The organism is Novosphingobium terrae (assembly GCF_017163935.1).
Classification (GTDB): Bacteria; Pseudomonadota; Alphaproteobacteria; order Sphingomonadales; family Sphingomonadaceae; genus Novosphingobium; species Novosphingobium terrae.
This window is the reverse complement of record NZ_JABVZR010000002.1, coordinates 1,166,180-1,185,515: the sequence shown is the minus strand read 5'-3', so window position 1 is coordinate 1,185,515 and position 19,336 is coordinate 1,166,180. Positions and strand designations below refer to the sequence as shown.

At 64.9% G+C, this 19,336-nt stretch carries 19 protein-coding genes; 8 read left to right on the top strand and 11 right to left on the bottom strand.

Annotation, left to right across the window (positions count from 1 at the left end):
• Positions 1-34: 34 nt before the first annotated feature.
• The 4 genes from HGK27_RS23480 to HGK27_RS23465 all read right to left on the bottom strand — a co-directional run bounded on the left by HGK27_RS23480 (position 35) and on the right by HGK27_RS23465 (position 3,446).
• Complete coding sequence (locus HGK27_RS23480; RefSeq protein ID WP_206245299.1) at positions 35-553, bottom strand: hypothetical protein; 519 nt, start codon at positions 551-553, stop codon at positions 35-37.
• On the bottom strand, positions 550-933 hold the full coding sequence (locus HGK27_RS23475) for a c-type cytochrome (RefSeq protein WP_206245298.1): 384 nt from the start codon (positions 931-933) through the stop codon (positions 550-552). The genes HGK27_RS23480 and HGK27_RS23475 overlap by 4 nt, the downstream gene beginning before the upstream one ends.
• Entirely contained in the window at positions 930-2,471 is a 1,542-nt protein-coding gene (locus tag HGK27_RS23470; protein WP_206245297.1) for an FAD-binding oxidoreductase, read from the bottom strand. The genes HGK27_RS23475 and HGK27_RS23470 overlap by 4 nt, the downstream gene beginning before the upstream one ends.
• A 183-nt stretch (positions 2,472-2,654) precedes the next feature.
• A complete protein-coding gene (locus HGK27_RS23465) occupies positions 2,655-3,446 on the bottom strand; it encodes a CmcJ/NvfI family oxidoreductase (protein ID WP_206245296.1) in 792 nt (263 codons plus the stop codon).
• A 238-nt stretch (positions 3,447-3,684) separates the two neighbouring features.
• Here HGK27_RS23465 and HGK27_RS23460 point away from each other — a divergent pair, with 238 nt between their 5' ends.
• From HGK27_RS23460 to HGK27_RS23435, 6 genes are all read left to right on the top strand, one after another.
• Positions 3,685-6,102 (top strand): TonB-dependent receptor, encoded by a 2,418-nt coding sequence (locus HGK27_RS23460; RefSeq protein ID WP_206245295.1) that lies wholly within the window; start codon positions 3,685-3,687, stop codon positions 6,100-6,102.
• Positions 6,103-6,178: 76 nt separating this feature from the next.
• On the top strand, positions 6,179-6,946 hold the full coding sequence (locus tag HGK27_RS23455; protein WP_206245294.1) for a glutathione S-transferase family protein: 768 nt from the start codon (positions 6,179-6,181) through the stop codon (positions 6,944-6,946).
• Positions 6,946-7,728: a glutathione S-transferase family protein gene (locus tag HGK27_RS23450; RefSeq protein WP_206245293.1), complete on the top strand. Its 783-nt coding sequence runs from the start codon at positions 6,946-6,948 to the stop codon at positions 7,726-7,728. Before HGK27_RS23455 ends, HGK27_RS23450 begins: the two co-directional genes overlap by 1 nt.
• A 67-nt stretch (positions 7,729-7,795) precedes the next feature.
• Positions 7,796-9,961 (top strand): PQQ-dependent dehydrogenase, methanol/ethanol family, encoded by a 2,166-nt coding sequence (locus HGK27_RS23445; RefSeq protein ID WP_407674701.1) that lies wholly within the window; start codon positions 7,796-7,798, stop codon positions 9,959-9,961.
• On the top strand, positions 9,958-10,833 hold the full coding sequence (locus HGK27_RS23440) for an amidohydrolase family protein (RefSeq protein ID WP_274617194.1): 876 nt from the start codon (positions 9,958-9,960) through the stop codon (positions 10,831-10,833). Before HGK27_RS23445 ends, HGK27_RS23440 begins: the two co-directional genes overlap by 4 nt.
• Positions 10,830-11,579, top strand: coding sequence for an SDR family NAD(P)-dependent oxidoreductase (locus HGK27_RS23435; RefSeq protein ID WP_206245292.1), 750 nt, complete (start codon positions 10,830-10,832; stop codon positions 11,577-11,579). Before HGK27_RS23440 ends, HGK27_RS23435 begins: the two co-directional genes overlap by 4 nt.
• A 30-nt stretch (positions 11,580-11,609) precedes the next feature.
• Here HGK27_RS23435 and HGK27_RS23430 read toward each other — a convergent pair whose 3' ends face one another.
• Genes HGK27_RS23430 through HGK27_RS23420 form a run of 3 tightly spaced genes read right to left on the bottom strand, consistent with a single transcriptional unit; the run spans position 11,610 to position 13,888 of the window.
• Positions 11,610-12,047, bottom strand: a complete 438-nt coding sequence (locus HGK27_RS23430) for a VOC family protein (protein ID WP_241127795.1) — start codon at positions 12,045-12,047, stop codon at positions 11,610-11,612.
• Entirely contained in the window at positions 12,044-12,937 is an 894-nt protein-coding gene (locus HGK27_RS23425) for an SDR family NAD(P)-dependent oxidoreductase (protein ID WP_206245291.1), read from the bottom strand. Before HGK27_RS23425 ends, HGK27_RS23430 begins: the two co-directional genes overlap by 4 nt.
• Before the next feature lie 57 nt (positions 12,938-12,994).
• Positions 12,995-13,888: a BKACE family enzyme gene (locus tag HGK27_RS23420; protein WP_241127793.1), complete on the bottom strand. Its 894-nt coding sequence runs from the start codon at positions 13,886-13,888 to the stop codon at positions 12,995-12,997.
• A gap of 127 nt (positions 13,889-14,015) precedes the next feature.
• Between HGK27_RS23420 and HGK27_RS23415 the strand changes: the two genes are divergently transcribed.
• Positions 14,016-14,870, top strand: a complete 855-nt coding sequence (locus HGK27_RS23415; RefSeq protein ID WP_206245289.1) for a helix-turn-helix transcriptional regulator — start codon at positions 14,016-14,018, stop codon at positions 14,868-14,870.
• Here HGK27_RS23415 and HGK27_RS23410 read toward each other — a convergent pair.
• Genes HGK27_RS23410 through HGK27_RS23395 form a run of 4 tightly spaced genes read right to left on the bottom strand, consistent with a single transcriptional unit; the run spans position 14,830 to position 18,310 of the window.
• A complete protein-coding gene (locus HGK27_RS23410; protein WP_206245288.1) occupies positions 14,830-16,299 on the bottom strand; it encodes an MFS transporter in 1,470 nt (489 codons plus the stop codon). The genes HGK27_RS23415 and HGK27_RS23410 overlap by 41 nt on opposite strands.
• Entirely contained in the window at positions 16,296-17,165 is an 870-nt protein-coding gene (locus HGK27_RS23405; protein WP_206245287.1) for a CmcJ/NvfI family oxidoreductase, read from the bottom strand. The genes HGK27_RS23410 and HGK27_RS23405 overlap by 4 nt, the downstream gene beginning before the upstream one ends.
• Before the next feature lie 50 nt (positions 17,166-17,215).
• On the bottom strand, positions 17,216-17,638 hold the full coding sequence (locus HGK27_RS23400) for an acyl-CoA thioesterase (protein WP_206245286.1): 423 nt from the start codon (positions 17,636-17,638) through the stop codon (positions 17,216-17,218).
• Between the two features lie 3 nt (positions 17,639-17,641).
• Positions 17,642-18,310 carry a glutathione S-transferase family protein gene (locus HGK27_RS23395; RefSeq protein ID WP_206245285.1) on the bottom strand — a complete coding sequence of 223 codons (669 nt, stop codon included), beginning with the start codon at positions 18,308-18,310 and terminating at the stop codon, positions 17,642-17,644.
• Positions 18,311-18,573: 263 nt separating this feature from the next.
• Here HGK27_RS23395 and HGK27_RS23390 point away from each other — a divergent pair, with 263 nt between their 5' ends.
• A complete protein-coding gene (locus tag HGK27_RS23390; protein ID WP_206245284.1) occupies positions 18,574-19,326 on the top strand; it encodes a glutathione S-transferase family protein in 753 nt (250 codons plus the stop codon).
• The last annotated feature ends 10 nt before the right edge of the window (positions 19,327-19,336 follow it).

Here is a 19,336-nt window from a genome sequence, read left to right as displayed (position 1 = left end):
TGAGGTGGTGCCGGGCGTTGTTGCGCCCGGCCCGTCATGCCTTGTTCCGCAGCACCCAGCTGAAACCCGGTTCGGCCTGAGCGTGGAGGGCAGGGGGCACGGTTTTGCTGCCGGCTCCGGTTGCCCATTGCGCGAAAGCCTCGGGCCAGCATGGGCCGGCCGTCTCGCTCAGCGAGGCAAGGGCGCGGTTGCCTTGCATCAGCGTATCCCGTCCCTTGCGATGCTGGATCGCGGCCAGATCCTCATAGCCCATCTCGCGCGCGATTTCGGCCAGCAGCAGGCGGTCGGCGTGGCGGGTCATGCCGAAGACCAGCGCCGGGCGCGGCGCCAGCCAGCGGCGGAAAAGAGGCACGCGATCCCCCTCCAGCGCCTGCGAGGGCAGGCCCAGCAGCCGGGCCCGCATGGCAAAGCGCCGGGCGGCGGGCAGCGTGTCATCATGCACCAGCAGGACATTGCCCTTTGCCGCCAAGGCTTTGGCAGGGTTGCCCAGCGCGATCAGCGGCGCCGAACCGGCAGCGACAGCCATCAGGCGGCGGCGGGTGAGCGCCGTCATGGCTGCCCCGCGGGTTTGGCCAGATAGGCGGCGATCGCCGCCATCTGCGCATCGCTGACTTCGCCGCGCGGTATGGCGGGCATGTTGCCGATGCCCGCCCTTGCGGCCTGTGTCACGAAATCCGCCGTCAGATCCTGGCGCTTTTCCAGCAGGGGCTGCTCCGTGCGCCGCGCCAGCAGGCCTGTGCCCATGCCGTTGGGGCCATGGCACATCGCGCATTTCTCCACGAAAAGCCTTTCGCCGGGTCCGGCATGCGGGCGCGAGGCCTGCGTCACCGGGGGTGGAGCGGGTGGCGGGCCATGGGGCGGCTCGCTGCGCGCGCCGCCGCAGATCGCCATCAGCGCCAGCGCGCCGACCAGCGCGATTCTGCCGCGCCTCATGCTGCACCCCGCCGCGCGGAGGCGGGCCAGATGCCGCTCTTGCCCGGCGCGATCACGCCTGTCGGGTCGAGCGCGGTCTTCACCCGCTCATTGAGTTTGCGCAGCGCATGATCGTTGAAATCATAGGTCGAGGCGACCAGATCCATATAGTCGAGATGGGTGCGATACTCGCCATAGCCATGGGCTTTGGCATCGGCCACCAGAGCGTGAAGGAAGGGATCGACCTTTTTCATCATCGCGGGATCGTCCTTGTTCAGCAGAACGGCGTTGACGTTGATGAGATGGCGCTCGCCAAAGGCGAAGCTGGCCTGATAATCCATGCCATATTCGCGATAGCGTTCATAAGTGCGCTTGAACTGCGCCATCGCCGCGCTGCCGGATTGGGGCAGCACCGGCGAGAAGCCGATATGCCCGCCGCGCCCGCCGTGCCAGTTGGCGTTCTGCATCGGGAAGGTGATGGGCGTGCCCGTCCAGCCCGAATATTCCAGCGGCTCGCCGCGCTTCCAGACGGTGGGGCGCAGGCTCATCGGCTTGAGGCGGTTCATGGCCTCTTCCAGCACGGCATAGGCTGCCTTGTTGACGCTTTCGCGCCCATAGAGCCGCAGGCTCACGCCCCACCAGCCAACCTTGTATTTGTCGCGGATCGCCTTGATCACGCTGTCGCTCAAAGCGCCGGGCTCCTTTGTCCATTGGTCGCGCGTCGTCAGCACGGCGGCGGCGCGCAGCCAGTTGCCGATGGTCGGCGATTGCTGGAGCAGCCCCTCGCGGCGCAGGGGGGCAATGGCATCGATCAGCGGGCCCAGATCGTCGGGATGGTCGAACTCCACATCCATGCCCATCAGCGATTCCGGCTCGGGCATCAGCCACAGGCCCATCTTGGTGACGATGCCGAAGTTGGACTGCACGAAAAGCTGATCCCAGCACGGGCCAAAGCCATAGCGATAGAGCTGCCATGTGGGCGATCCGGAAAGCGCCCCCATGCCGGTGCGCACCAGCGTGCCATCGGCCAGCACCACCTCCATCCCGCAGATCTTGCTGGTGTTTTCGCCATAGGGCGTATAGCCGACGCCGCGATCCAGCGCATTGCCGACCACCGAGCCCCAGGAATTGCCCGGGGTGGAAAGCCAGTGTTTCAGGCCGCGCTGTTGCAGGAAATCGTAGAGGTCATAAAAGCCCACGCCGGGTTCGAGCAGGACGGTGCCATTGGCCTCGTCATAGTCGATCTTCTTCATGCGTGAGAGGTCCAGCACGACCGAACCGGCCAGCAGCGGCGCGCTGCCGCCATAGCCCAGATTCTTGCCCCGGCTGATCGGCCAGAGCGCGATGCCATGTTCGCGCGCAATGCGCACCACCGCCTGAATCTCCTCCACCGTGGCGGGGGCGACGGCGCCGGCGGGGTGATGCGCCTCGTCATCGATGGCGAATTTGTCCTGATAGGCCGCGATATCCGTGTCGTCGAAGAAGACATTGGCCGCGCCGAGGGCGGCCTCGAACTGGCGCCTGGCCTGCACGGCCGGTTGCGGGCGCGATGGGGTCATGGCTGTTGCCTTTCCCTGCCACGGCGCCCCATGGGCGCTGCATCGGAAAGGGCGACGCTGTTTCTGCCTTCCAAGTCCATCTCGCTCCGCCGCCTCGCTGTGAGGTCTATAATTAATAACGATCGTTATGATTTCAGCTGATGGGGCGCTTGTCAATGCTGCACCATGGCGCCCGCTGCCGTTTCAGAACCAGTAGGCGATGGCGCGCATTTCGATCGAGGCGCGCGGCGGCGTTCCGGGCGGGGCCAGCGGGTTGTCAAAGGCGACATGCGGCACGCAGCAGGCGCGTTCGGGGTCGCTGTCATGGGTCTTGAACACGATGACTTCGTCTGGCGTCATATCGCTGAACCAGTGCCAGCGATGGCGCGGTGAATGGGCCAGCACCAACCCCTCGAAGGACCACAGATCGACGCCGTCGCGGTCGAAAATCGCCTGGGCGGGCAGCAGGTCGTCGGGGGAGACGGACCTTGCATCGCACAGGGCGAGGGGGACATCCTGAGGCATGCCGGACGTTGCACGCCATACATTATAATGCGCGCTTCGACGCGGGGAGGGCCGGTCTGCCGGTGCCGACCGGTGGCTGAAGTCCAGCGCGGTGCGACTCGACACATCGACATGGGCAAAGCGGGCCGGGCGCGAATTGTCGAGCTGGCCCGACAGTTGCGAGCGTTCCGCGAATCGGCGAACGCCTTGCCCGGTCACCACCACCAGATCGGCCTGAGTCAGCCCGGTGATCAGGGCGGTGATCTCCGCGCGATGCTGATCCTGAACATCTGAAATCATGCCGAAATCTCTGATCGCGCTGGTGTGGGGTGTCAGCTCGAAGCCTTGCGAATCCAGACTGGTTTGTACCCCGCGCATATCGGTGATCGGCATCGTCCGGGCGGCGAGAGCGATCGTATCGCGCGACGAATCATTCGCGCGATAGGCCATCGGCTGTCCGGTGCGCGCCACATAGGCGATTTCGACGTCCATGCTATTTTCCTTTATTTTATCAGAATGATGATGGCCTTTTGGTGGCAGGAAAACCGGAACGGGCATGAGCGCCAGGCAAGGCGTTTCCCCCAGGCTTTCACGAAATTCGCTATCAGATGTTACAACGCTCTTGTCATCGCAATATTGTATGCCATACAAACAAAATCATCGCTGGTCACGGCGATCGGGAAGCGTCAGGCAGAACAATGTGCCGGCGCAGGTTCAGGAGAGGGCCGAGATGCGCATCACCAAAACCGCACGCCTGCGTGGCGCGCTTTTTTCCGCTTCATGCCTTGCCATCGTGCTGGCCACGCCGGCCATGGCACAGGATCAGGCCGCGCCGGCCCCGTCCGCTCAGGGGGAAGCGCCGCAGGATGCCAAGGCCGAACAGGGGCCAACGGATCGCGACATCATCGTGACGGCGCAGTTCCGCAACCAGAAGCTGCAGGACACGCCGCTGGCGATCACCGCGATCGATTCCAAGCTGCTGACCTCGCGCAATCAGACCGATATCTCGCAGATCGCCGCGCAGGCGCCCAATGTGCAGCTGACCCAGATGGGCGGCGCCTTCGGCTCCTCGATGGCCGTCTACATCCGCGGCATCGGCCAGTATGACTTCAACCCGGCCTATGAACCGGGCGTGGGCATGTATGTGGATGATGTCTATTACGCCAGCCTGACCGGCTCGATCATGGATCTGCTCGATCTCGACCGCGTGGAGGTGCTGCGCGGCCCGCAAGGCACGCTGACGGGGCGCAACTCGATCGGCGGCGCGATCAAGCTGTTCTCGGTCAAGCCGCAGCCGCAGGACAGCGGCTCGCTTGAGGTCGCCTATGGCTCGCGCAACCGCATCGATCTGCGCGGCAGCGCGAATTTTGCGCTGACCGACAATCTCTATGTCCGCATCGCCGCGGTTCACAAGCAGCAGGACGGTTACATCAACCAGGTCGATTATGGCTGTGCCCATCCCGGCAACAGCCTGGGCATCACCGCCAATCCCTCGACGCCCTCCAACTGCGTCACTGACAAGCTGGGCGAGAAAAACTACACCGGCGTGCGCGGTTCGATCCGCTATCAACCCAATGACAAGCTCGACTGGGTGGTCATCGGTGACAGCACGCGCGAACATCAGACCAATGCCGCCAACGTCCTGACCATCGACAACACGGCCAAGACCAATGGCATCAACTTCATCTGCGGGCGCTATTGCACCTATGCGAACTTCTACGTGCCGGCTGGCGGCCAGGTCGCGCAGCCCTACTATATGCCCAACAAGACGCTGTTCACCGGCTGGGGCGTGTCGAGCAATCTGAACTACACCCTCAGCCCGTCGCTGTCGTTCCAGTCGATCACCGCCTATCGCAAGTATCACCAGACCTTCGGCACCGATGATGACTTCACGCCGGACCCGAATATTGTCGGCGCGGGCTACAATGACATCCATTTCCGCTTCTTCAGCCAGGAAACGCGCCTGTCGGGCAAGATCGGCAGCTTTGCGGAATGGACGGTGGGCGGCTTCTTCAGCACGCAGAAGACGCTGTACTTCACGCGGCAGGATATTCGCTACATCGACTATGCCTATTGCGGCGGCTTTGGCGTCTGCGATCTGCAGTTCCAGGGCAATGATCCGGTCAATGCCAACAGCAAGGCGGGCTTCGGCACGGTCATCCTCCACCCGGCTCCGGCGCTGACGCTGACGGGCGGCCTGCGCTACACCAGCGAGCACAAGGATTACACCTTTGTGCGCCAGAACCTGACCGGCGGCGTGCTCAACGATGCCTTTGGCGTGGGCAAGCTCAATGGCGTGGAGGCGGTCTACAACGGCCAGCGTGTGGACTGGCGCGTGTCTGCGGATTACCGCTTCAGCCCGGCGGTCATGGCCTATGCCACGGTCAGCACCGGCTTCAAGGGCGGCGGCGTGGTGGCCCGCCCCTTCACCGCCCTGCAGGCGATCAACGGCGCCTTCGGCCCCGAAACGCTGACCGCTTATGAGGTGGGTCTGAAGACCAATCTGTTCGACCGCAAGATGCGCCTGAACCTGTCAAGCTTCTACAATGATTACAAGAACATCCAGCTTCCCATCGCGGATTGCTCGGTCCTGGATCAGGTGCCGGTCGGCACGGACACCAACACCTGCGCGGCGGTGCAGAATGCCGGCGACGGCCATATGTACGGGCTTGAAGCAGAGCTGAGCGCCACCCCGGTGCGTGGCCTCGACATCGATGGTTCGCTCAGCTGGATCAGCGGTGCCTGGGATCGCATCAGCAATGTGGTGGGCGGCAGCATCCAGATCGGCGACCCGATCACCACGCCCAACTGGCGAGGCAGCTTCGGCATCCAGTATCGCGCCGATCTGGGGTCCAATGGCTCGATCACACCGCGCTTCGATATGTCCTATGTCGACAAGCAGAACATCGGGCGCCTGACCGCCACATCGCCGGTCGACTACAACCCGCCCTATGCGCTGGGAAATGCCCGCCTGACCTGGAAGAACCAGAAGCAGGATCTGGCGATTTCCTTCGAGGTGCAGAATCTTTTCAACAAATACTATCTGCTGCCGCTGCGCTTCACCGCTGTCTATGCCTCCGCAGGGACGGGATACAGCACCGTGGGCCGCCCGCGCGAGGTGGCTTTGAGCATCCAGAAGCACTTCTGATCCGTCATGCTGTCGGTGCCGGTCCAACGACCGGGGCCGACAGGCGGAACCGACCATTCGAAGGGAGACAGGCCGGATGGCTGATGTGACACTTTACCACTGGGAGCCCAACGCCAATTCGGGAAAACCGATGCTGGCGCTGATGGAAAAGGGCGTCGCCTTCGACAGCCATTACATCGACATGCTCCGCTTCGACCAGCATCGCCCGGAGTATCTGGCGATCAACCCGCAGGGCACCATCCCGGCGATGACTCATGGCAGCCGGGTGCTGGTCGAAAGCACGGCGATCATGGAATATGTGAATGAGGAATTCAGCGGCCCGGCCCTGATGCCCGAGGATGCCCGTGATCGCTGGCGGGTGCGCTGGTGGATGAAATTCATGGACCAGTGGCTGGCCCCCAGCTTCTCCATGATCGGCTGGAGCGTCTTTGTCGGCCCGATGGTGCGCCAGCGCGATCCGGCGGAGCTGGAAGCCGCCATCGAGCGCATTCCCCTGCCCGAACGGCGCGTATCATGGCGCAAGGCGATCCATGGCACCTTCTCCGAGGCGGAAATGGCCGAAAGCCAGCGCCGTGTGGCGCTGGGCATCGAACTGCTGGAGGCGGAGCTGGGCAAGCGCGAATGGCTGGGCAGCGATGACTACAGCCTGGCCGATATCAACGGGTTCAATCTGGCCTATGCCATTCCGCTGTCGCAGCCGCATCTGTCCAACGATCAGAAGACCCCGAACCTGCTGCGCTGGTTGCGGGCGATCTATGCCCGTCCGGCGGTCAAGGCCTGCTGGGCGCTGGGCCGCACCGATATGGTGAAACGTGTCTCCATTCTTGAGCAGGAGCGGATCTGATGGCGATGGTGTTGTATCACGGCGCGCCCAATGGGCCGTCGCTGGCGGTGTTGGCGGCTCTGGGCGAAACGGGGATCGCCGCGGAGCGCCGCCCGATCGACCTGCTCGCGGGTGAGCGCCATGGCCTGCCCGGCGTGAGCGAGCCGCTGGCGCGCGACATGGGGATCGAGGGCGAGGGCCCCGTGCTGGTGGTGGACGGCGAGGCGATGACGGAATCGGTCTTCCTCGCCCAGTTCCTCGATGAGCTGTCGGATGTTTCCTCGCTTCAGCCCAGTGACCCTTACCAGCACTGGGAAATGATGATGTGGTGCCGTCAGATCACCGAGCGCCTGTCGCCGGCGGCGGCGCTGCTCGGCAATCTGGACACTTCGCGCCCGGTGTTGGCAGCAATGGATGATGGGGCGTTTGACGCGATGACGGACCGCATCGCCAGCGCCGATCTGCGCGCCCGCTGGCAGGTGCTGCGCGATGGCGCGGTCGATGCCGCACAGGTCGAGGACAGCCGCGTCAAGGTCGCCCAGGCGGTCGAGCGCTGCGAGACCAAGCTGGCCGATGGCCGCGACTGGCTGATGGGCGCGCTGACGATCGCCGATTTCGAAACCTATGCCTGGCTGGCCGGGATGGAGCCGATCCTGCCCGAAGCCTTCGCGGGCAAGCCGCTGACGGCGGCCTGGCTGGCCCGGGTCCGTGCGCGGCCCAGCGTTTCGGAGGCTCTGGCGCAGCATCAGGGCGATCCGCGCGGCGTCTGGGCACCGGGGCCGGAAATCAACCGCTGGGGATGACACGGCTTTTTTAGGCCCTACACCAGACAGCAACCGGCCCGCTGCGAGGCCGATGTTCGGGAAGAGAATGATGATCGCGAGGCGTTCGAATGTCTGGCTGGCGTTGATGGCGGGCGGCTGCCTGATGCTGGCAGGGTGCGGTGGCGGATCTGCGGAGAAGCCCGGGGCCGGGGCGGCGCAGGGTGTGACCGGCCAGCTGATTGCTCAGGGCACGGACAGCGACTGGCTGTCGAACGGCCGCACCTATGACGAACAGCGCCATTCCCCGCTGACCGACATCAACCGCCAGAACGTCAAGGATCTGGGGCTGGCGTGGTATTCCGACCTCGACACGGCCAGAGGTCAGGAATCCACGCCGCTGGTGATCGACAGCACGATCTACATCACCACCGCCTGGTCCAAGGTGCGCGCCTATGATGCCGTGACGGGCAAGGAGCAGTGGAGTTTTGACCCGCATGTTCCCGGTGACAGCGGGGTGAAGGGCTGCTGCGATGTGGTCAACCGCGGGCTGGGTGCCTGGGGGGACAAGGTGTTCCTCGGCACTTTCGATGGTCGGCTGATTGCGCTTGACCGCAAGACCGGCAAGGTGGCGTGGAGCGTGGTGACGGTCGACCAGTCCAAACCCTATACCATCACCGGCGCGCCGCGCGTGATCGATGGCAAGGTGATCATCGGCAATGGCGGCGCGGAGATGGGCGTGCGCGGCTATATCACCGCCTATGATGCGCAGACCGGCAAGCAGGACTGGCGCTTTTACACCGTGCCCGATCAGCCGGGCAACAATTCGGCCAAATACCTGAAGGATGCGGAAAAGACCTGGGCCGGGCAATGGTGGAAGCAGGGCGGGGGCGGCACCGTCTGGGATTCCATGGCCTATGATCCGGAGCTGGACCTGCTCTACATCGGCGTCGGCAATGGCAGCCCGTGGAATCAGGGCATCCGCTCGGAAGGCAAGGGTGACAATCTGTATCTGTCCTCGATCGTGGCGATCCGGCCCAGGACCGGCGAATATGTCTGGCATTTCCAGACGACGCCGGGCGAAACCTGGGATTTCACCGCCACCCAGCACATCATTCTGGCCGACCTGACCATCAACGGCAAGGTGCGCAAGGTGTTGATGCAGGCGCCCAAGAATGGCTTTTTCTACGTGATCGACCGCAAGACCGGCGAGTTCATTTCGGGCAAGAATTTCGTGCCCGCCAATTGGGCCACCGGGCTGGACCCGAAGACCGGCCGCCCGAACGAAAACCCGGAAGCCCGCTATTACAAGACCGGCAAGCCCTTCATCGGGTCGCCCGGCGCGGGGGGCGCGCATTCATGGCACCCGATGGCGTGGGACCCCAAGGAGAAGCTGGTCTTCATCCCGGCCCAGCTCGCCGCTTTCCCCTATTTCCCGGACAAGAACTGGAAGCATGAGGCCAAGGGCTTCAACACCGGTGTCGACATGTCGGCAGGCTCCATGCCCGCCGATGCCAAGGTGCGCGCGGCGGCGGCGCAGGCCACCAAGGGCGCGCTGATCGCCTGGGACCCCGTTGCGCAGAAAGAGCGCTGGCGGGTCACCTTCCCCAGCGCCAACAATGGCGGTTTGCTGGCCTCCGATGGCGGGCTGGTGTTTCAGGGCAACATGCGCAGCGAGATGGCGGCCTATGCCACGGATACGGGCCAGAAACTCTGGTCCTATCCGGTGCAGACCGGTGTCGTCGCCCCGCCGATCACCTATAAGGTGGGCGGCACGCAATATCTCGCCGTGGTGGCGGGCTGGGGCGGTATCTGGGCGCTGGCGCCCGGCGGCGTGATCTCGCAATCGGGCGGGCCGGTGCGCAACATCAGCCGCCTGCTGGTCTTCAAGCTGGGCGGCACCGCCAAACTGCCGCCCGCGCCGCAGCTGGCGCAGCTGCCGCTCGATCCGCCCGCCTTCACCGGCACGCCGCAGCAGCTGAGCGCGGGGGCCTATCGCTATGGGCGCTATTGCGGCACCTGCCATGGCGATGCGGCGGTGGGCGGCGGGTTGCTGCCCGATCTGCGCCGCTCGGCCCTGATCGGGGACAAGGCCGCCTTCCAGACGGTGGTCCATGACGGTGCTCTGAAAAGCAATGGCATGGTCGGCTGGGCTGACGTGATGTCGGCGCAGGAGATCGAGGCGGTGCGCCAATACATCATCCATCGCGCCAATGAGGACAAGGCTCTGGAGAAGGCGCCGGAGAAGACATCGGACAAGGCGGGCGGCAGGTGACGATCGATCTTGCCGCCCTGACGGCCATCGACATGCATGTGCATGCCGAAGTGTCGTGCCATGATCCGGAGGACCCGGTGATGGGCCAGTTTTTCGATGCTGCCTCGGCCTATTTCAAGGCGCCGCGCGCCCGGCCCAAAATGCCGGAGATCGCGGAGATCTACCGCGCGCAGAACATCGCCTTCTGCCTCTTCACCGTCGATGCCGAGAGCGGGATGGGCGCCCGGCGCATCTCCAATTACGAGGTGGCCGATTTCGCCGCCGCCCATGCCGACATCTGCCTGCCCTTCGCCTCGATCGATCCGCGCAAGGGCCGGCTGGGTGCGCGTGAGGCCCGCGATCTGGTGGAAAACCACGGGGTGCGCGGCTTCAAATTCCACCATATCGCGCAGGACTGCCACCCCGCCGACCGTGTGGGCTATCCCATCTATGAGGTCATTGCCGAGCATGGCCTGCCCGCGATCTTTCACACCGGCCATTCGGGGATGGGCACGGGGATGCGCGGGGGCGGGGGCATGCGGCTCAAATATGGGCAGCCGATGCTGATCGACGATGTGGCGGTGGATTTTCCCGAGATGAAGGTCATCCTTGCCCATCCCGGCTGGCCATGGGTGGATGAAAGCCTGTCGATGGCGCTCCACAAGGAGAATGTCTTCATCGACCTCTCGGGCTGGAGCCCGCGCTATTTCCCGCCGCAGATCGTGCGCTATGCCAATGGCCAGCTGGCGCACAAGATGATGTTCGGCTCCGATTTCCCCCTGATCCGCCCCGATGCCTGGATCGAGGCGGCCCGCACCATCGGCTTCAAGGAAACCGTGCTGCCCCGCATCATGAAGGACAATGCCGCGCGCGTGCTGGGGCTGGCGTCATGATGGAGTTCACCGGCCATCATATCGTGATCACCGGCGCATCGAGCGGCATTGGCGAGGCCACCGCCGAACATGTCGCCGCCTTGGGCGCGAGGGTCACGCTGCTGGCGCGCCGCGCGGACCGGCTGGAGGCTCTGGCCGCGCGGCTGGGCGCGCCTGCGCAGTGGCAGGCGGTGGATGTGGCCGATGAGGATGCGCTTGGCGCGGCGCTTGACGCTGCTGTCGCGCAGGCCGGTCCCATCGACGGCCTGTTCCTCAACGCCGGGACCGGGGGCACCTTCGCCCCTGCCGAGGCCTATCCGCCCGATGCTTTCGCACGGGTGCTGGCGGTGAATCTGCTCGCGCCTTTCCATGCCGTGGCGCGGGTGCTGCCCGTGATGAAGGCGCGGCGGCGCGGGGCGATCCTGGTGACCGGCAGCCTCGCCAGCGAGCGGGGCATGGCCAACAATGTCGCCTATGTGGCCTCCAAACATGCCGTGCTGGGGCTGGCGCGCGCCATCGCGCTGGAAGCGGCGCCCTTTGGCGTGCGCTGCAACTGCGTGGTGCCCGGCTTTATCGAGACCGAGATGCTGTCGGGCCTGCCCCACGACGCCTTGCAGCAGCTGGCCGCCAAGGTGCCGCAAGGCCGCACCGGCAGCGCGCAGGAGCTGGCTGCCGTGGCCGCCTTTCTGCTGTCGGACGCGGCCTCGCATGTCACCGGACAGAGCATCGCGGTGGATGGCGGCCTGCTGGGCACGCTGACGGTTTAGGCGCGGTTCGGCGGGTGCCGTGCCGCCCGTTCAATCGTCGAAGAAGTTCAGCTCCAGCAGCACGCCATCCGGATCATGCACGAAGATCTGCCTCAGGCCGATCGAGTGGATCAGCGTGGTTTCATAGGGCAAGCCGCGTTTCTCGATCCTTTCGCGGATGTCGTCGAAGCCCTCGCAGCGCAGGGCGATGTGATGCAGCGCCCCGGTCGGCCCCGGGCGCAGGCGGCGGGTGACCACATGCGGCGTATCGCTTGTGTTGAGGTGGAGGATGGGCCGCTCGGCATCGTCATAGACCCAGCGCGTGGTGTCCCGGCAGAGGGGCGGCGGCGGCGCATAGCTCTCAAGCGACAGCACATCGCGGTAGAAAGCCTCGCTGCGGTCCAGATCGGCCACCACCACATCATAATGGTCGAGGGCGACGACGCGGGCGCGAACCCGCGTGTCGTAATCCATGCAGATGCTGTTCATGCCACGGCCTCCTTGCGGGTTTCGCCGCCCGGCACGCCATGGGCGACGCGGCGGTCATAGTCGGGATCGTCCTGCGGATGGGCCACAGAGGCCATGACGCGGGCGTGGATCTCCTCCAGCGTGCCCCGGAATTCGGCATAGGGCAGGATGTAGAGCTGGTTGTCGCGCACGCCTTTCAGCACATGTTCGGCCAACGTTTCGGGCTCCATGCCCACCTCGATCACCTTTTTGAGATGGCCGAACATCTCTGGCCCGGCCTGATAATAGCCGGTGTCTGCCAGATGGGCGGGGCGGGTCAGCAGCGCCTCATGGATGTTGGTGTTGACCGCGCCGGGGCAGAGCAGGGACACGCCGATGCCGGTGCCCTGCAGATCCTGCGCCAGCGTTTCGGTCAGGCCGCGCACGGCCATCTTGGTGGTGCAATAGATGCCCGTGCCTTTCAGCGCGACAAAGGCCGACATGGAGGCGGTGTTGATGATATGGCCGCCCTTGCCGCGCTGGATCATGCGCGGCAGGAAGGTGCGGATGCCGTTGATGACACCGCGCAGATTGACATCGATCTGCCAGTCCCAATCATCAAAGGTGGCGTCCTGAATGGCGCCGAAATGCGAGACGCCCGCCGTGTTGAACAGCAGATCGACCGGGCCCAGCTGCGCTTCCACCGCATCGGCGGCGCGGGCGTAAGCATCGCGGTCGGTGATGTCGAGGTGGATGGGCATCACCTGCGCGCCCGTGCCCGCGAAATGGGCCATGGCCTCGTCGAGATGGTCCTGCCTGATGTCGGCGATGGCCACCTTGCAGCCGGCGCGGGCAAAGACCTTCGCCTGCCCCAGCGCCACGCCTGATCCGCCACCGGTGATAAAGGCGGTGCGTCCTGCTACCTCTGTCATTGTCTCTCTCCCTCGATCGCGTGTTTTCACGTGTATCCGTAGGTCATGCGCAGATTTTTATGCGTAGGCGTGGTTCTCCAGCCCCAGCAGGTCGCGCGTTTCCCCCGCGCTGGAGACTTCGGCGCCCATGCGTTCGATCAGCTCCACGGCCCAGTTGACATGGGCGGCATTGTCGGGCGCCATGCGGCCCTTGCGCAGGAAGATCGTGTCCTCGAAGCCGACGCGCACATGCCCGCCCAGCAGCACCGATTGCGCCGCCATGGGATAGGAATGGCGGCTGACGCCAAAGCCGGTGAAGGCCGCGCCGCGCGGGATCTGATTGGCCGAATAGATCATCGCCTCGGGTGTGGCGGGCAGGCCGTATTTGGTGCCCAGCACGAAGGAAAAGGGCGCGTTCCCGGGAATGGCGCCCTTGGCCATCAGATCATCGGCAAAGACGAAATCGCCCGCCTCGAAGCACTCGATTTCGGGCAGCACGCCCGCCTCCTGGATCATGTGGCCCATGCGGGTGATCATCGGATCGAGGTTGATCGCCACGCCGCCCCACAGCTGCATGGTGCAGATGTCGAGCGTGCACATGTCGGGCTTGAGATCGAGGATATGTTCAAGGCGCCGCTCGGCGGTGAACATCAGCGTGCCTTCGGCGCAGACGGCGGGATCTTCATCGCTCTGCATCCAGGTGCAGCCGGGGCCGGTGGTGACGTTGAGGATGACATCGCGGTTCTTTTCGCGAATCAGCCCGACGACCTCCTGATAATCCGCCAGCGCCTGCGAGGGCTTGCCGGTTTCACGGTCACGCACATGGAGGTGGATGATCGAGGCCCCGGCCTGAGCGGCCGCCAGCGCTTCCTGCGCGACGTGATCGGGGCGGAACGGGAAGTTGGGATGGTTGGGCATGGGTGAACTGCCCGTCACCGCGCAAGTGATGTAAACTTTCTGCGCCAATTTCACTCTCCTCGCCTTGCTCGTTTTGGCAATTTGGGCAAACTTGCAAATTCGCGAAGGTCGGAACAGGCCAGCGTCTATCCTATCACGTCAGGTAACTGGTTCAGGGCGTGAGAGGGGGAGTGGAGAAACGATGTCACACCGCGAAGAACTCTCGCGCTTTCTCAAAGCGGCCCGGGGACGGCTGGCGCCCGTGGCGCTGGGCCTGCCCAATGGCGAGCGCCGCCGCGCCAAGGGCTTGCGCCGCGAGGAGGTGGCCGCGCTCGCCGGGATGAGCGTCACCTGGTACACATGGTTCGAGCAGGGGCGCGAAATCCAGCTCTCCGCGCCGATGATCGAGCGGCTGGGGCGCACCCTGCGCTTGTCCGACACGGAGCGGGAGTATCTTTTCGCTCTGGCCCAGCATCGCCCGCCGCCGCTGGTCTCGCGCCCCGATGAGGAGATTCGCCCCGGCACGCGGCATCTGCTGGACAGTCTGACGGTTCCCGCGCTGGTGATCGTGGAGGACTGGACGGTGGTGGGCTGGAACAGCCTGGTTTCCACCGCCTTCCGCGATTACGGCCAGATGGAGCGCAGCGAGCGCAATCTCTTCAAGATCCTGATGCTCAACGAGCGCTATCAGAGCGATCCCGAATTCTACCGCGAGATGGGCCAGCGCCTGACCGCGCGCTTCAAATGGGATTACAGCCAGACCGCCCAGCCCAAGATCTTCGACGCCATCATCGAGGAGCTGACCGAGCGCTGCGCCCTGTTCCGCGAAAGCTGGGCGCGCAGCGACATCCGCTCGCATTTCGAGGGGATCAACTCCAGCTTCTTCCCGGAAATCGGCGAAATCTGGTTCCGCCACACCTCCTATGCGGTGGAAGAGGTGCCCAGCCAGCGGCTGATCATCTTCGCCCCCAATGAGGAGCGGGATGCCATGCTGCTGGACCGCCTGCGCAGCCGGATCAGGCTGAGCCAGCCTCCCCTCGAACCCGCAGCCCCGTGATGCGTGCGCCGGCCGTGGCAGGCAGGCGCGCAAACAGCGGCACGGCGCACAGGCCGATCATCGCCAGCACCAGCAGCGCGAGGCGGTAGGGCCCCGCGCCATCGGCGGGCCCGGCAAGGGAGGGCAGGTTCAGGCACAGCGCCCCCAGCGAGATGCCGATGGCCGAGGACAGGGCATTGCCGATGCTGTTGAGCACGATGGCGCCGGGCAGTTCGTCCTGCGCCACATCGGCAAAGGCCAGCGAGACCATGCCGGTGAACGGCACGGAGCGGGCCATGCCCACCAGCATCATGGCCAGCGCCATGGCCCAGAACGGCAGATTCGTGCCCAGCCCGGCCAGCGCTGCCAGCGATCCCATCATCATGGCCGAGCCCAACGTCAGCGCCATGCGAAAGCCTGCTGCGCGGATCACTCTGGCCACAAAGGGCTTGAGCGCGAGATCGCCCAGATTGTTGGCGAGCAGCAGCAGTCCGGTGCTGCCGGGCGAGAGGCCAAAGGCCAGCTGGAAGAACAGCGGCAAGACCAGCGCCTGCCCCATAAAGGGGATGCGCATGGCCATGCCCGCCCCGAAGGCGATCGAGCGGAAGGTGCGATGGCGCAAGGCGGCCAGCGGCAGAAAACCGGCGGGCCGCGCCGCAAGATAGCGATAGGCCCACAGGCTGAGACCCGCGCCGCAAGCAATCGCCACGCCGGGCGTGAGGGCCTGCTGCGGATGCGCGCCGAGCCGGTCCAGCCCATAGATCAGCAGGGTGATGGCGGCGGCGATCAGCACAAAGCCTGCGGGATCGAACGGCGCCGGTCGGGGCGGGATCGACGGGATCAGGCGCAGCACCAGCGCGGAACCAAGAATGGCCAGCGGCAGGTTGATGAAGAAGATCGATTGCCAGCCAAAGGCCTGAGTCAGGAAACCGCCCAGAGGTGGCCCGATGACCGGGGCGATCAGCGCCGGAGTCGTGCTGATCGCCAGCATCTCGACCAGCCGGTGGCGGGGCGTGACGCGCAGCAGCACCAGATTGCCCACCGGCGTCATCAGGCTGGAGCACAGGGCCTGCAGCGCTCTGGTGGCGATGAACATGCCAAGGCTGGTGCTGAAGGAGCACAGCAGCGAGGCCAGTCCAAAGCCCAGCAGCGATCCGGCCAGCACCCTTCGCGGACCCAACCGCTGGGCGGCCCAGCTGCTAAGGGGCAGAAAGGTGGTGGAGACCAGCAGATAGACGGTGATGCCGGTGCCCAGCGCGCTGGGCAGCACGCCGAAATCATGCGCCATGGGGGGCAGGGCGGTGGCGATCACCGTCGCCTCCAGGATCGAGAGGAACATCACAAAAGCCACGATCAGCGCCACTTTGCGCGGATCGGTGGTCTCTGCACTGTCCTGAACCTCTTCCCCGGATGCGCCCGTCAGCCAGACCGGCGGAGCGCCTTCGCTCATCGCGGTTTTTCGAAATAGGCGATGGCGCGGAATTCGTAGCTCTCGCGGATATGGGCGTCGGGGCGGGAGGTGTCGTGGAAGGCGGTGTGCGGCGCGCGCCAGGCGCGGGCGTGATCGCTGTCATGGAATTTGATGAAGATGACCTCATCGCGCGTCATGTCGGGGAAATACCACCAGCGATGGGCGGGGCTGTGCTTGAAGATGGTGGCGGCGACCATGTCTTCCTCGCCCTCGATGGGCGCGTAAAGCGCGTCGCCCGTGGGGATCTCATCGACATCGATCTTCACATTGGCGACACTGTCCTCTTCGCCCACCGAAGGCCCCTCGCACAGGGCCAGCGGCCAGTCCTGAGGCGGGGGCGAGAAGGTGCGCCACAAGCTGAAAGCGATGAAGCGGTCATAGCCCGGCCCTTCGGGGCGGCCCTTGTCATAAAGCGCGGCGGCGACCTTGCGGGCGGTGCGCGAATTGAAATCGACATGGGCCTCGGCGGCGGGTGGCTGATAGCCTTCGCCCGCGATCACCGGAGAGCGCAACTGCCCGCTCATGCAGAAGACATAGTCGCAGCCAGTCAGCATTCTGGCGACCTCGGCCACCTCCTGCGGATAGGCGGCAATCTGCGCGGGATCGGCGAAATCCTGCACGGCGCTGGCGTGCTGCGCGATGCAGAAGCCATGCTCATCGAGGGTGAAGGGGCGCTCTGCCAGACGGGCGTTGCGGATCGTCACCGGATAGGGCTGATAGATGCCGGTGTTGAACTCCTTGCCCGGCGCCCAGAAGCGCCGGTTGATGCGCGATGTGGGCACAAGGTAATCGATGGTGGTGTCGATCTGCGCGCCGGGGCGGCTGCGTGTGGCAGTGTCGGTCATGCTCTCTCTCCCATGATGCGCCGCCCGGTTTTGCTCCGGTGCGGTTGTGTTCAGCGGATAAACCGGGCGCGCACGGCCTCGGGGACGCGCATGGCCTGCAGGCCGCCCGGCCGGTCAGGCGCGGCCACGGTCCAGACGCGCTTTTCCGTGCCCTCGACGCAGATGCGGTCACCCAAGGTGATGCGATGGGCAATGGTGAAGCTGCTGTTGCCGAAGACGGGCGCGTCGGCCTCGATGGTGACGACATCGCCATAGCTGGCCGGAAAGCCGAAGCGCACCTGCAGATCCACCAGCGGGAAGCCCGCCACTCCCAGCTGCGCCAGCATGTCGCGCTTGCGCGGCAGGCCGGCGGCTTCGAAGAGCAGGATGCTGCTTTCGGCGAACATGTCGATGAAGCGGGGCGCAAAGACGATCCCCGCCGGATCGCACTGGCCCCATTCGATGCGATGGGTGCGGGTGAGGAAGGCTGCCATCGCTCAGGCCAGAATGTTCTTGCCCTGACGGGTCGTCTTTTCGGCCATCTCTTCGGCAGTGGGCGGCTGAGGGATCAGCAACCCGCGCTGCACGGCGGGCCGGGCACCGACCGTTTCGAACCAGCGCTGGAGATGGGGCAGGCCGCTCATGTCGATGCAGGCCCAGTCATGCCCGCGCACCCAGGGAAAGCAGGCGATGTCGGCGATGGAATAGTCACCTGCCAGATAGTCGCCATGGGCGAGCTGCGCATCCATCACCTCGAACAGGCGGCGGCTTTCGCGTGTGTAGCGATCGATGACGGCGGGCAGCTTTTCCTCGAAATAGCGGTTGAACACCGTGGCCTGCCCCATCATCGGCCCCAGGCCGGACATCTGCCACATCAACCACTGGATGACGCGGCTGCGCCCCGCAGCATCCGCAGGCAGGAAGCGGCCGAATTTCTCGGCCAGATAAATCAGGATCGCGCCGGATTCGAACACCGCGAAATCACCTGCATCATGGTCGATCAGCGTCGGGATGCGCCCGTTGGGGTTGAGGCGCAGATACCACGCCTCCTTCTGCTCACGGTTGGTAAGCGAGATCGGCCGGACCGTGTAAGGCACGCCCAGCTCCTCCAGCAGGATGGTGGTTTTCCAGCCATTGGGCGTTTCGGATGTCAGCAATTCGAGCAAGCCTGCCTCCCGGGTTGGTCACGCGATTCGACGCGCTTGTGGCGGGAGCTGAGCAGAGCGCGGCCATTCCAGCCAGACGAGCGGAAACAGTAGTATTGGGAGTGACAGGCAGAATTGGGCCGGCCCCATCCGGCTTAACCAGTTGGCGAAAGTAATAGTATTGATGCTGGGCTTTCCCGCGCGATTTTTCCGACGCAGTCTGCGCTCCAGATCCGCAAGGACGCCAGATCCGCAAGGACAAACGCAAGAGGGATAGCCGAAAGATGTTGACGCTCTACAGCTTTGGCCCGGGGGCCAATTCGCTCAAGCCGCTGCTTGCGCTTTATGAAAAGGGGCTGGAGTTCACGCCCCGCTTCGTCGACCCCACGCGCTTCGAGCATCATGAGGAATGGTTCAAGAAGATCAATCCGCGCGGGCAGGTCCCGGCGCTTGATCATGACGGCCATGTCATCACCGAATCGACCGTGATCTGCGAATATCTGGAGGATGCCTTCCCCGATGCGCCCCGGCTGCGCCCCAGCGATCCGGTCGAGATCGCCGAGATGCGCGTCTGGACCAAATGGGTCGATGAATATTTCTGCTGGTGCGTCTCGACCATCGGCTGGGAGCGCATGATCGGCCCGATGGCGCGCGCGCTGTCCGATGAGGAGTTCGAGGCCAAGGTTGCCCGCATCCCCATCCCCGAGCAGCGCACCAAATGGCGCAGCGCCCGCGCCGGTTTCCCCAAGGATGTGCTGGAAGAAGAGATGCGCAAGATCCGCGTGTCGGTCGACCGCCTCGAAACACGCCTGTCGCAGAGCCTCTGGCTGGCGGGGGAGAGCTTTACGCTGGCCGATGTCTGCAACTTCGCCATCGCCAATGGCATGCAGAACGGCTTTGCCGAGATCGTGAACCGCGAGGCGACACCGCATCTGGTGGCGTGGATCGAGCGGATCAACGCCCGCCCGGCCTGTCAGGCGATGTTCGCGCAGTCCAAGAGCGAATTTGCCGATCGCGGCCAGAAGGCCACGGCGTAAACGGGCTGAG

What these genes read in the sequence shown, in the direction of transcription:
- HGK27_RS23400 (WP_206245286.1), bottom strand. Translation starts at nt 17,638, where the DNA reads ATGGCAGCCTTCCTCACCCGCACCCATCGCATCGAATGGGGCCAGTGC.
- HGK27_RS23410 (WP_206245288.1), bottom strand. Translation starts at nt 16,299, where the DNA reads ATGAGCGAAGGCGCTCCGCCGGTCTGGCTGACGGGCGCATCCGGGGAA.
- HGK27_RS23405 (WP_206245287.1), bottom strand. Translation starts at nt 17,165, where the DNA reads ATGACCGACACTGCCACACGCAGCCGCCCCGGCGCGCAGATCGACACC.
- HGK27_RS23450 (WP_206245293.1), top strand. Translation starts at nt 6,946, where the DNA reads ATGGCGATGGTGTTGTATCACGGCGCGCCCAATGGGCCGTCGCTGGCG.
- HGK27_RS23460 (WP_206245295.1), top strand. Translation starts at nt 3,685, where the DNA reads ATGCGCATCACCAAAACCGCACGCCTGCGTGGCGCGCTTTTTTCCGCT.
- HGK27_RS23390 (WP_206245284.1), top strand. Translation starts at nt 18,574, where the DNA reads ATGTTGACGCTCTACAGCTTTGGCCCGGGGGCCAATTCGCTCAAGCCG.
- HGK27_RS23430 (WP_241127795.1), bottom strand. Translation starts at nt 12,047, where the DNA reads ATGAACAGCATCTGCATGGATTACGACACGCGGGTTCGCGCCCGCGTC.
- HGK27_RS23425 (WP_206245291.1), bottom strand. Translation starts at nt 12,937, where the DNA reads ATGACAGAGGTAGCAGGACGCACCGCCTTTATCACCGGTGGCGGATCA.
- HGK27_RS23455 (WP_206245294.1), top strand. Translation starts at nt 6,179, where the DNA reads ATGGCTGATGTGACACTTTACCACTGGGAGCCCAACGCCAATTCGGGA.
- HGK27_RS23465 (WP_206245296.1), bottom strand. Translation starts at nt 3,446, where the DNA reads ATGGACGTCGAAATCGCCTATGTGGCGCGCACCGGACAGCCGATGGCC.
- HGK27_RS23480 (WP_206245299.1), bottom strand. Translation starts at nt 553, where the DNA reads ATGACGGCGCTCACCCGCCGCCGCCTGATGGCTGTCGCTGCCGGTTCG.
- HGK27_RS23445 (WP_407674701.1), top strand. Translation starts at nt 7,796, where the DNA reads ATGATGATCGCGAGGCGTTCGAATGTCTGGCTGGCGTTGATGGCGGGC.
- HGK27_RS23415 (WP_206245289.1), top strand. Translation starts at nt 14,016, where the DNA reads ATGTCACACCGCGAAGAACTCTCGCGCTTTCTCAAAGCGGCCCGGGGA.
- HGK27_RS23475 (WP_206245298.1), bottom strand. Translation starts at nt 933, where the DNA reads ATGAGGCGCGGCAGAATCGCGCTGGTCGGCGCGCTGGCGCTGATGGCG.
- HGK27_RS23435 (WP_206245292.1), top strand. Translation starts at nt 10,830, where the DNA reads ATGATGGAGTTCACCGGCCATCATATCGTGATCACCGGCGCATCGAGC.
- HGK27_RS23470 (WP_206245297.1), bottom strand. Translation starts at nt 2,471, where the DNA reads ATGACCCCATCGCGCCCGCAACCGGCCGTGCAGGCCAGGCGCCAGTTC.